Raw genomic sequence first — 11403 nt, 5'->3', positions numbered from 1 at the left:
CGGGCCGGCAGGCGGGGGCCCCCCCCCTTCCGCCCCGCCCGCTCCTTCCCGGGGTCCGGGGGCCCCAACCCCGGGGGCCCGGCGCCCCCGCCGCCCCCGCCGGGCCCCGTGTGGCGGACGAGCCCCGCCCCCCCCGGGGGGAAGGGCTGGCCCCCCGGGGCGGAACGGCCGCCTGCGGTGGGCGGGCGCCCGCCGACCACGCCGCCGCGCTCGCCGGCGAGCCGACGGCCGCCGGCCGCGCCGCCGTCGCCCGCATCGGCCCCGGCCACGCCGCCCTGGCCGAGCGGCTCGCGGCGGAACTGGGCGAGGAGGCGTTCGCGGAGACCGTACGGGTCCTGGAACGGCTGACGGCGGCCCTGGACGCGGTGCACGACGGGGCGAACGGCGACGCTTCGGGCGGGTGACCGGCGACGTTTCGGACGGGTGACCGCCGGGGCGACTGGCGGGCGACCGACGGGGCAAGCGACGGGCAAGCGGCGGGCGACCGGCAGGGCAAGCCGCGAGCGACGACGGGACGGGCGGCGGGTGACCGACGCGGGCCCCGGAGGGAGAAGCGGCGGGGCCGGGCCGGGCCGGGCTGGGCTGGGCTGGGCGGCGCCGGGCGGGACCGGGCTGGGCGGGGGCGCACAGCGGGCGCACGTACTGCCCGCCGACCGCACCCCCGCGCGCTCCCTGTGAGCCGCAACCGCCCGTCCGCCCCCGGCCGTCCCTCCCCCTGCACAGCCGCCCCGGCCCGCACTATCGTCGGCTTGTTCGGCCAGTCCTAGGGGGAGGGACCACCCGGCCATGGAACAACTGCACCCGCAGGACCCGCACCGCATCGGCCCGTACCGGCTGCTGTCCCGGCTCGGTGCCGGCGGGATGGGGCAGGTCTACCTCGCCCGTTCCGACCGCGGCCGGACCGTCGCGGTCAAGCTCGTGCACCGGGAGCTGGCGCTCCAGGAGGAGTTCCGGATCCGGTTCCGCCAGGAGGTCGCGTCCGCCCGCCGGGTCAGCGCGGAGTGGACCGCTCCGGTCCTCGACGCCGACACCGAGGCCGAGACTCCGTGGCTCGCCACCGGCTACGTCGCCGGGCCCAGCCTGCGCCAGGTCGTGGCGCGCGACTTCGGTCCGCTGCCGGGCCGTTCGGTACGGGTCCTGGCCGCCGGCCTCGCCCTCGCCCTCCAGGACATCCACGCCGCCGGCCTGATCCACCGCGACCTCAAGCCGTCCAACGTTCTGCTGACCATCGACGGCCCCCGGGTCATCGACTTCGGCATCGCCCGCGCCCTGGAACCGGGCGACGGCCCCGGCAGCGGGCTGACCCGGACCGGCGAACTCGTCGGCTCGCCGGGTTTCATGGCACCCGAACAGGTCCGCGGGGAGGTCCTGACCGCGGCGTGCGACGTCTTCTGCCTGGGCGCGGTGCTGGCGTACGCCGCCTGCGGCTCGCTGCCGTTCGGCGACGCGGAGGAGGCGGGGGGCCTGGCCCCGCTGCTGCTGCGCATCACGGACGCGGAGCCCGCGCTGGCCGGCGTACCGGCCGATCTGCGGGACCTCGTACGGGACTGCCTGCACAAGCGGCCGGAGGCGCGGCCGACCCCGGCGCAGATCCTGGCCCGGGTGGGCGCGGGCGACACGGTGGCCGACGGCCGGGCCCGGGAACCGTGGCTGCCGGGGCCGCTGGTCGCCCAGTTGGGGCGGCACGCGGTACGCCTGCTGGACCACGAGGACACCGGCCCGGACGACCTGGCGGGTGCGGGTGCGGGCGCGGGCGCGGACGCACCGGGCCCGAACCACCCGGAACGCGCGGAGCACTTGGACGGGCCGGGGCGCTCGGACCGCCCAGAGCGCTCGCGCCGCTCAGAGCACTCGGAGCGCTCGGACCGCCCGGCGCCGCCCTCGGGCGGGTCGGACCGCGTGGGCCGCCCCGCCCACCGGGCCGCGCCGGACGCGGCGGACGTGCCGGACGTGCCAGACGTGCCAGACGTGCCGGACGTGCCGTCGCCGACCGCGGCCACGCCGAATGCCGTGCCGGATTCCGTGCCGGACGCCGCGCCTGGCACTCCGTGGCCGCCGGCCCCCGCCCCTCCCGTGTACGGGCCCGCCCCGGTCCACCCCGGCGGGCACGAGCCGACACGGGTGGCGGGGCCGCCGCTGTACGGGCCGATGCCGGTCCACCCCGGGCAGGGTTCCGCGTCGTACCCACCGCACGCGAGCCACTCGACCCAGCCGACCCAACCGACGTACCCGACGTACCCGACCCACCCGATCTTCTCGACGTACCCCTCCTACCCCTCCTACCCGGCCGACCCGGCCGACCCGGTCCCCGACGAGCCGCGGCCGGCCCGCGGGGCCTGGTCGGCGTCCACCGCGTTCCTCATCGCCGTCGCCGCCGTGGTCGCCGTGGCTGCGGGCGGCACGGTGTACGCCGTGATGCGCGGCGGCGACCCCGGCGGGCCCACTCCCGGGCAGCGCACGCGCACCGCCCCCGCGCCGACGACCGGGAGCTCCGGATCCGAGACCGGTCCGTCGCCCTCCCCCTACGCTTCCGCTTCCAGTTCCGGATCTGCGTCGGGTTCTGCGTCGGGTTCTGCACCGGCTGCCGGGAAGATCCCCCAGGGCTACATCGGGACCTGGCGGACCACCTCCGACAGCCAGAGCTGGCAGCTCACCCTCGTACCCGGCGAGATCGGCGACCGGGTGATGACGGTGTCCGTCCAGGACCCCGCGTTCTCGTGCACCTGGACGGCCACCCTCCAGCGCGGCGGCGACTCCGTGGAACTGAGTGCCTCGACCCTCACGGAAGGCGGGCCTCCGCACTGCCGGCCCGGGCAGTGGAGCCGGTTGCGGCTGCTCCCCGACGGGTCGCTGGAGCGGGAACTCGTCGGCGGCACCCGCGCCCCGCTCGTCTACCACCGCGGCTGACGTCACGGCCGGCGCAGCCGGCCGACCCCGTGCGCGCCGGCGCGCACGGCCGATTGTGTCGAAGTCAATAAGCCTGCAAGTAAAGCCTGTTGCCTCAGCTCCAGGGCGGCGCAGACTGCGGCGCATGGAGCCGTTGAAGGTGGTGGCACGACTGTGGGAGCGGATCGAAGCACGCGACTGGGAGGCGGTCGGCGCCCTGATCGCCGAGGACGTGGTCGTCGAATGGCCGGTCAGCGGTGAGCGGATCGTCGGCCGGGCCAACTTCATAGCCGTCCTCAACGACGACGGGTACCCGGACGAGAGAAGGATCGAGGTGCTGCGCACCCTCGCCGACGGGAACGTGGTGGTCACCGAGGTGGAGGTGCCGCAGGAACACGTCGTCTACCGCGCCGTGTCCTTGTGGACGGTACGGGAGGGGGAGATCGCGGCGGCCCGCGAGTACTGGACCAGCCCCGGCCAGGACCCGGCACCACGCTGGCGCGCCGGCTACGTCGAACGCCTCACCGCGCCGCCGGCATAGCGGCGGCGGCGCGGCGGCGGCGCGGCGGGCGATGGCCACTCGCGCCGTCCCGGTGGCAAACTGGCCGGCATGCTCGCGCAACTGCTGACGGCGAGCGGGGTGCTCGCCCTGCTCACCCTCGTCCCCGGGCCGGACATGGCGATCGTGACCCGGCGCGCCGTGTCCGCGGGCCGTGCGGACGGGCTGCGCACCGTTGCCGGTATCGCGTGCGGGCTGCTGGTGTGGGGCGCCCTTACCGCGGCCGGGCTGGCAGCGCTGCTCGCCGCGTCCGCGGGGGTGTACCTGGCGGTGAAGCTGGCGGGCGCGGCGTACCTGGTCTTCCTCGGCGTACAGGCCCTACGGCGCCCGGGCGGCGACGGTGGCGGTGACGGTGGCGGTGGCAGCGACGCGAGGACTGCGCACGACACGGCGGCAGCGGTCGCCGAGCAGGGTCCGGCCGGTGCGGACCGTGCGACCGGTGCGACCCGTGCGACCGGTGGTGGTGCGTGGCGCACCGGCCTGGTGAGCAACGTCCTCAACCCCAAGATCGCCGTCTTCTACACCGGCCTGCTGCCCACGCTCGCCCCCGACGGGCTGCCTCCGGCGGCCGGCATGGGGCTGCTGGTGCTGGTGCACGTCCTCCTGACGCTGCTCTGGCTCGGCTCGTACGTGTACGTACTGTCGCGCGCCCAGCGGCTGTTCGCCCGGCCCGGCGTCCGGCGGGCGTTGGACCGGATCACGGGAGTCGTCCTGATCGCGTTCGGCGTGCGGGTGGCGACGGCGGCGTCGTAAGGCGAGACGTCGTAAGGCCAGACGCCGTAAGGCCACAGGCCGGCGTAAGGCCACAGGCCGGCGTGAGGCGCGGCGCGCCCGGCATGCGGACGGGCAGCACCACGCACGGCCCGGTACCCGTAACCCTCGTCATACCTGAGAGCTACGCCCAAAGCCCGCTCCACAGCGTGATGCTGACGACGAGCATCGATTTCTAGCTTCGGAACCAGAGAGAAAGCCCTCTCCCTCCCTCTGGACCGAAGGACGACACGCTCATGAGCAGCCGTAGCCCGATGCGCCGCCGCCCCGCAGGTCGCCGCCGCCCCGGACGGCTGCGCCGCACACTGCTCGCCGCGCTCGTCACCACCGCCGTCGTCCTGCCACTGTCCGCTGCCGCCGCCGCGCCGGGCGTGCCGGCGCCCGCCGCCGAGACGTTCTCCGAGGCCGCCGCCTCGGAGGAGAGATACGCCGCCAACCTCGCCAACCTGGCGCGGGCGGCGGCCATGGCCGAGGAGTCCGGGCGCCCCGGACGGGCCGCGAAGCTGCAAGAGATGGCCGCCGGCGGATCGGCGCAGTTCCTCGCCTTCGACGGGCGCGGGACGGGGCGGGCCGTCGAGGTGTTCGGCAGTCTGCGGTCCGCGGACCGGGTCGCCGTCCTGGTGCCCGGCTCGGACACGACGCTCGACACCTACCAGAGGTTCCGTGCCGGGGCGGTCGCCCTGCAGCAGCGCCTCGAGCGAGAGCACCCGCGCTCCGCCGTCGTGGCCTGGCTCGGGTACGACACCCCCGGCACGGTCAGCACCACCGTCGCCACCACCGGGCGCGCCGACGTGGCCGCCCGTCAGCTGGCGCCGTTCCTACGGCAGTTGCAGGACCTGAGCGGTCCCTCGACCCGGCTCTCGCTGCTCTGCCACTCCTACGGCTCGGTCGTCTGCGCCCGTACGTCGACCGGGCCCGCCGTCACGGACATCGCGCTGTTCGGCAGCCCCGGCACGGGCGCCGGGACGGCAGCCGAGCTGCCCACCGGGGCCCGTGTCTGGGCCGGTCGGGGCCGCGGCGACTGGATCGCGTGGGTGCCGCACGTCCGGGTCGCCGGGGTCGGGTTCGGCACCGACCCGGTGGACCCCGCCTTCGGCGCGCGGCACTTCGCGGCGGGCACCGCCGGGCACAGCGACTACCTCAAGCCCGGCACGGAGTCCCTCGACAGCCTCGCCCGCATCGTCCTCGGCACCACCGCCCAGGAGGCCTCCCATGCGTGACGCCGACACCCGCCGGTCCGACAGCCGGCCCGACAAGCAGCCCGCCAGCCGGTCCGAGAGGCGATCCGCAAGCCGGCTCGGCAGCCGGATCGGCAGCCGGCCCGGCAGGTGGTCCCGGCTCGCCGAACAGATCGACTCCGCCACCCCCGCCGGCCGCGACCGCGCCGTCGACGCCCTGCGGGCCTTCGCCATCCTCGGCGTGGTCCTCGGGCACTGGCTGGTCACCGCGCTGACCACGGCCCAGGGCGGGCTGAGCACCACCAGCCCGCTGGCACACATGCCGTATCTGGCGCCGGTCACCTGGGTGTTCCAGACGCTGGCCGTCTTCTTCCTCGTCGGCGGCCATGTCGGCGCCCGCGGGTACGCGGCGGCGCGGGACCGCGGAGTGACGTACGGGACATGGGTGGCGGGCCGGCTCGGCCGGCTGTTCCGACCGGTGGCGGCGGTACTCGCACTGTGGGCGGTGGCCTCGGCCGGGATGCTGCTCGGCGGGGTGGCGCTGGACACCGTGCACACGCTGCTCAGGCTGGTCCTCTCGCCGTTGTGGTTCCTGCTGGTCTTCGCCGCGCTGACCGCCGCCACCCCGCTCGTGGCACGGCTGAGCCCGCTGTGGCCGCTGGCCGTGGTGGCGGTGGTGGACGCGGCACGGTTCGCGTTCGGCGCACCCGAGGGGATCGGCTGGGTCAATGTCGCCGCGGGCTGGCTGGTGCCGTACACCCTGGGCGCCGCGTGGTCCCGCGGGGACCTGCCCCGCCGTGCCCCGGCACTCCTGCTGGCCGGCGGGGCCGCGGCTGCGGGCGCGCTGGTGGTGTGGGGCGGGTACCCGGCGTCCATGGTGGGCGTGCCGGGGGCCGGGACGTCGAATCTGAACCCGCCCACGCTGGCCGCCGTCGCGTTCGGGCTGGCCCAGTGCGGGTTGGCGCTGCTGCTGCGCGAGCCGCTGGCCCGCGGGATGCGCAGGCCGCAGGCCTGGGCGGCGGTGGCCGTGCTGAACCTGTCCGCGATGACGGTCTTCCTGTGGCACCAGACCGCGATGATGGCGGTCACCGCCACCGGCCTGCTGGCCGGGACGGACCTGCCCGGACTGCACACCCTGCCCAACTCCTGGGAGTGGATACCCGCCCGGCTGATATGGCTGCCGGCATTCGCCGCCGTACTCCTGGTCTGCTGGTCCGCGTTCCACACATACGAGCAGACCCGACGACCCAACCGGGCCCGCGCGCCCGAGCAGCACCGGCGGGCCGAGCCGGACCAGGCGCCCGAGCCGGACCGGGCATCCGAGCAAGGTCGGCGAACCGGGCTGGGCGACGCGTACGAGCAGGACCGGGAGTCCGAGCAGCGCCGACGGACCGAGCCGGACAGCACGTACGAGCCGGACCGGGCGTTCGAGCCGGACCGGGGATCCGAGCCGGACCGGAAATCCCAGCAGCGTCGGCTGCCCGAACCGGACGGCACATCCGCACACGGCCGACAGCCCAAGCAGGACAGGGCGCCCAGGCAGCGCCGGGAGAACGAGCCGGACCGGGCATCCGAGCAGCGCCAGCGGACCGAGCCGGGCAGCACGCCCGAGCAGGACCAGGCGCCCGACCAGAACCTGCCGCCCCGGCGAAGGCTTGGTGTTCGCGCGGCCGGTGGGCCGGCGGCCACCAAGTGCGAGATCAGCCATGCCTAAGGTGGAGGGCGTGAACGCGCAGACCGGGGCCGCCGCGCCCGTCCCGTCGAGGATCCGCCGGGCCCTGTGGACCGTGGCGCAGGACCTGCTCACGATCGAGCGGGACCCGCTCCCACGGATGCGGAAGCCGCGCTGGCTGGCCTGGCTGCCGCACGCCCTGATCGGCTATGCCTCGATCTTCTTCGCCTTCCTCGTGAGCCAGCAGGTCAGCGGCCCCTACAACAAGCCCGGTGGCACGGCCCTGGCGCTGGGGCTGCTGACCGGGCTGTCCCTCTGGATCACGATGTTCCGGCCGCTGGCCGGCTTCTGGCTGGGGCTGGTCGCGGCCGCCGGGACCGCCGCCGAGATCCGCCCGTCGATGGCGTGGACCGCGGGCCTGCCTCCGGAGATACCAGTGTCGGCCGGGGAGCCCTGGCCGTGGATGCCGGGCGCGCTGCCGGCGTTCGCCCTCGTGGTGCTGCTGGTCGCGCTGCGCGTGCCGCCCCGGGTCACGGTGGAGGCGGTCGGCCTCGCCGTGGTCCTGACCGCGGGCGCGGAGGCGCTCCTGCGCCCGGGGTGGAGCGCCTCCACCCTCACGGAGGCCGCGATCCTCTTCGGCTTCGCCGGTCTCCTCGGCTACGCGCTGCGCGCCGTACGGCTGGCCCGCGGCAAGCTGGCGGAACAGGAGACGCTCACCGAGGCGGAGCGGGCCCGGCGCACGCTGCTGGAGGAGCGCAGCCGGATCGCCCGCGAGCTCCACGACGTGGTCGCGCACCACATGTCGGTGATCTCGATCCAGGCGCAGGTCGCCCCGCACCTGGTGGACAACCCTTCCGAGGAGCTCAAGGAGAATCTGGCGGGCATCCGGGAGAACGCCCTGGAGGCACTGACCGAGCTGCGCCGGGTGTTGGGCGTCCTGCGCTCGGAGCAGCCCGACGACCCGGCCGACGCGGCCAACCCGCACCACCCGCAGCCCACCCTCGCCGATCTCGACGCCCTCGTGGACAACGTGCGCGGGGCCGGCCTGGAGGTCACCACCGAACTGGCCGGCATCCGGCGGCCGCTGACCCCGGGAACCGAGCTCACCGCCTACCGGATCGTGCAGGAGGCCCTGAGCAACTGCCTGCGCCACGCGCCCGGTTCGCAGGTGGAGGTCGGCATCGCCTACGGACCCCGCGAGGTGCACCTGTGCATCGCCAACAGCCGGCCGACCCGGCCCCCGCAGCCCTCCCCCGGCACCGGCCACGGCCTGCTGGGCATGCGTGAGCGGGCGGGCATGCTGGGGGGCGAGCTGGTGGCCGGCCCCCGCCCCGGTGGCGGGTACGAGGTGACGGCCGTCCTCCCCGTGGACCCAGTGGACCCCGTAAACCCCGTGGACCCCGTAGACCCCATGGACCCCGCGCCACAGTCGCCGAAGTCACCACAGGCACCACAACCACAGCAGCCCCACACGCCGCAGAACACCGAAGGAGCCCGATGACCACGCCGATCCGGGTGATGATCGCCGACGACCAGATGATGGTGCGGCAGGGATTCACCGTGCTGCTCAACGCGCAGCCCGACATCGAGGTGGTCGGCCAGGCCGTGGACGGGGCCGACGCCGTGGCGAAGGTCGCCGAACTCGGCCCGGACGTAGTCCTGATGGACATCCGCATGCCGGGCATGGGCGGCATCGAGGCCACCGCGCGGATCACGGAGACGCCCGGCTCCACCGTCAAGGTGATGGTGCTGACCACCTTCGACCTCGACGAGTACGTGTACGAGGCGCTGCGCGCCGGCGCCTCCGGGTTCCTCCTCAAGGACGCCTCCGCCGACCAGCTCGCCGAGGCGGTCCGGGTGGTCGCGGCGGGCGAGGCGCTGCTCTCTCCGAACATCACCAAGCGTCTGATCACCCAGTTCTCCCGGCTGGGCGCGCCCCGCGGGCCCTCCAAGGAGCGCCTCGGCGAGCTGACCGAGCGGGAGACGGAAGTGCTCGCGCTGATCGCCCAGGGGCTGTCCAACGCGGAGATCGCCGCACACCTGCTCGTCGCCGAGCAGACGGTGAAGACGCACGTCAGCCGGATCCTGGTGAAGCTGGGCCTGCGCGACCGCACCCAGGCCGCGGTGTACGCGTACGAGACCGGGCTGGTCCGTCCGACGGGCTACTGAGCTGCACCGCGTAGTACCTGAGAGGGACGCGGCGAAATCGGTATCAATGGCGACGCGGGCGACGGGCGGGGCGGCCTACGGTTTCGAGTGTGACCGAGACTATGACCGGGGCGGACACCCGGACACCTGAAATCCGGCTGGCGTCGGGCCTGTTCGCGGCCCTGCGCCGGGACCTCATCACCGATGCCTTCGCCTACCGCCCGCTGCCCCCGATGCGCACCGACGGCCCGATCGTCAGGCGGCTGCCGGCCCGGCTGCGCCACGAGGCGCGTCATCTGCCGCACCTGACGGTGTGCCTGGTGGCGTTCTTCGTGCTGGTCTCCTCGGGAGTCGACCGGTATCTGGAGCCGGGAGCGTTCCTGATCCTGGGGCTGATATCCGCGGCTCCGGTGCTGATGACCCTGGTCCGGCCGATCGGGGCGTTCTGGACCTCGACTGCCGCCACCTGGGCGCTGTCCCTGGTGGAGCTCGACGGGCACATGTGGCCCTGGTCGCCGAGTTCGTTCATGGCGCAGCTGGCCGTTCTCGTCGTCGTCGCGATGCGGGCCGGTCCCCGGATCGCGGCGTGGATGTGGGCGGTCACCGTGGGGGGCGGTGTGCTCCTGGCGGTCGTGACCGGACAGGGTCCGGGCAGCATCGGTCCGATGGCCCTGGTCTCAGCCCTCGCGCTGCTGGTGGTCAGCATCCGGTACGTACGGGTGGCGGCCGAGGAGCAGGTGAGCGCCCAGCAGGAGGTCACGGCGGTCGAGCGGGACCGGCGCACGCTGCTGGAGGAGCGCACAACCATCGCCCGGGAGCTGCACGACGTGGTCGCGCACCACATGTCGGTGGTGGCCATCCAGGCGGAGGCCGCGCCCTACCGGGTCCAGGACGCGCCGCCCGAGCTGGTCCAGGCGTTCGCGACCATCCGGGAGAATGCCGTCGCGGCGCTGACCGAGCTGCGCCGGGTGCTGGGCGTCGTACGCTCCGCGGACTACGAGGCGCCGGAGGCCCCGCAGCCGACGCTGGCTGCGCTCGACGGTCTGCTGGCCAATGTGCGGGAGGCCGGGCTGAGCGTGGAGAAGACCGTGACCGGGGCGGTGCGGGAGCTGCCGCAGGGGGTGGAGCTGTCGGCGTACCGGATCATCCAGGAGGCCCTGAGCAACACACTGCGGCATGCGCCGGGAGCCGCGGCCGTCGTCGAGGTGTCCTATGTCCTGAGCGGGCTGGGGGTGCGCGTGGCCAATGACGCACCGACCGATGACGTGCGGCCCTCGCCCGGCGCCGGGCACGGGATCACGGGGATACGGGAGCGGGTGGCGATGCTGGAGGGCGAGATGACGGCCGGCGGGACGGCGGACGGGGGGTACGAGGTGGCGGTGTTCATACCCGTGGCGCGGGCTGACGGGGAAGCGGCGTGACGATCCGTGTCCTGGTCGTGGACGACCAGATGATGGTCCGGGAGGGCTTCTCGGTCCTGCTGAACGCGCAGCCGGACATCGAGGTGGTGGGTGAGGCGGTCGACGGCCGCGAGGCCCTCTCCCAGGTTGCTTCGCTGCGGCCGGACGTGGTGCTGATGGACATCCGGATGCCTGTGCTGAACGGCCTGGAGGCCACCCGGGAGATCGTGGCCGCGGACGCGGACGCGAAGGTGCTGGTCCTGACGACCTTCGACCTCGACGAGTACGTGTACCAGGCGCTGCGGGCGGGGGCCTCCGGGTTCCTCCTCAAGGACGCCTCGGCCCGGCAGCTCGCGGAGGGCGTGCGGGTGGTGGCCGCCGGGGAGGCGCTGCTGGCCCCGTCCGTGACGAAGCGGCTGATCTCGGAGTTCTCCAAGCTGGCCGAGCCGCAGCTGCCCGGCAGGGCGGCGGCCGACGAGCAGGACGAGCTCACGGAGCGGGAGCGGGAGGTGCTGATCCTGATCGCCCAGGGCCTGTCGAACGCGGAGATATCCGACCGGCTGGTCGTGGCGGAGTCCACCGTGAAGACCCACGTCAGCCGCATCCTGGTCAAACTGGGCCTACGCGACCGCACCCAGGCCGCGGTCTACGCGTACGAAACCCGCCTGGTCGTCCCGTCGTAGGCGGGAGCTGGGCGCGCGGCCGGCCCAGCACAGGCGGCCGGCCCGGCACGGCCGGCGGGACGACCGCGGGACCGGCGCGGGCGGCGGGGCCGCCGGGGGGGGGGGG

At 74.7% G+C, this 11403-nt stretch carries 9 protein-coding genes and 1 pseudogene; all 10 read left to right on the top strand.

All coding sequences use genetic code 11. The features are described 5' to 3' along the window. Positions 1 to 110: 110 nt before the first annotated feature. The 10 genes and pseudogenes from GPJ59_RS38940 (at position 111) to GPJ59_RS26615 (ending at position 11297) form a co-directional block, all read left to right on the top strand. Positions 111 to 404: a hypothetical protein gene (locus tag GPJ59_RS38940; RefSeq protein WP_374200911.1), complete on the top strand. Its 294-nt coding sequence runs from the start codon at positions 111 to 113 to the stop codon at positions 402 to 404. Between the two features lie 382 nt (positions 405 to 786). Beyond that, positions 787 to 2907 carry a serine/threonine-protein kinase gene (locus tag GPJ59_RS26655; protein WP_219670244.1) on the top strand — a complete coding sequence of 707 codons (2121 nt, stop codon included), beginning with the start codon at positions 787 to 789 and terminating at the stop codon, positions 2905 to 2907. 124 nt (positions 2908 to 3031) lie between these two features. Then, complete coding sequence (locus GPJ59_RS26650; protein WP_219670243.1) at positions 3032 to 3427, top strand: nuclear transport factor 2 family protein; 396 nt, start codon at positions 3032 to 3034, stop codon at positions 3425 to 3427. 69 nt (positions 3428 to 3496) lie between these two features. Then, positions 3497 to 4198, top strand: coding sequence for a LysE family translocator (locus GPJ59_RS26645; protein WP_219670242.1), 702 nt, complete (start codon positions 3497 to 3499; stop codon positions 4196 to 4198). Between the two features lie 254 nt (positions 4199 to 4452). Beyond that, a complete protein-coding gene (locus GPJ59_RS26640) occupies positions 4453 to 5436 on the top strand; it encodes an alpha/beta hydrolase family protein (RefSeq protein ID WP_258024953.1) in 984 nt (327 codons plus the stop codon). Further along, positions 5429 to 6694 (top strand): annotated as a pseudogene (locus GPJ59_RS26635) (acyltransferase family protein); the annotation flags it as partial. The gene GPJ59_RS26640 and the pseudogene GPJ59_RS26635, both read left to right, overlap by 8 nt. Positions 6695 to 7118: 424 nt before the next feature. Continuing rightward, the gene (locus GPJ59_RS26630; protein WP_308120500.1) at positions 7119 to 8567 is read left to right on the top strand and encodes a sensor histidine kinase; all 1449 of its coding nucleotides are present in this window, start codon (positions 7119 to 7121) and stop codon (positions 8565 to 8567) included. Beyond that, positions 8564 to 9235 (top strand): response regulator, encoded by a 672-nt coding sequence (locus tag GPJ59_RS26625; protein WP_219670240.1) that lies wholly within the window; start codon positions 8564 to 8566, stop codon positions 9233 to 9235. The genes GPJ59_RS26630 and GPJ59_RS26625 overlap by 4 nt, the downstream gene beginning before the upstream one ends. A gap of 89 nt (positions 9236 to 9324) precedes the next feature. Then, positions 9325 to 10635, top strand: a complete 1311-nt coding sequence (locus tag GPJ59_RS26620; protein WP_374200910.1) for a sensor histidine kinase — start codon at positions 9325 to 9327, stop codon at positions 10633 to 10635. Beyond that, positions 10632 to 11297 (top strand): response regulator, encoded by a 666-nt coding sequence (locus GPJ59_RS26615; RefSeq protein ID WP_219670239.1) that lies wholly within the window; start codon positions 10632 to 10634, stop codon positions 11295 to 11297. The genes GPJ59_RS26620 and GPJ59_RS26615 overlap by 4 nt, the downstream gene beginning before the upstream one ends. The last annotated feature ends 106 nt before the right edge of the window (positions 11298 to 11403 follow it).

The organism is Streptomyces bambusae (genome assembly GCF_019400985.1).
Lineage (GTDB): Bacteria > Actinomycetota > Actinomycetes > Streptomycetales > Streptomycetaceae > Streptomyces > Streptomyces bambusae_A.
Note: the sequence above shows the minus strand (reverse complement) of the source record. Positions and strands in the feature narration are given on the sequence as shown.

Coding starts and splice junctions, on each gene's coding strand:
- GPJ59_RS26655 (WP_219670244.1), top strand. CDS start 787: ATGGAACAACTGCACCCGCAGGACCCGCACCGCATCGGCCCGTACCGG.
- GPJ59_RS26650 (WP_219670243.1), top strand. CDS start 3,032: ATGGAGCCGTTGAAGGTGGTGGCACGACTGTGGGAGCGGATCGAAGCA.
- GPJ59_RS26645 (WP_219670242.1), top strand. CDS start 3,497: ATGCTCGCGCAACTGCTGACGGCGAGCGGGGTGCTCGCCCTGCTCACC.
- GPJ59_RS26640 (WP_258024953.1), top strand. CDS start 4,453: ATGAGCAGCCGTAGCCCGATGCGCCGCCGCCCCGCAGGTCGCCGCCGC.
- GPJ59_RS26625 (WP_219670240.1), top strand. CDS start 8,564: ATGACCACGCCGATCCGGGTGATGATCGCCGACGACCAGATGATGGTG.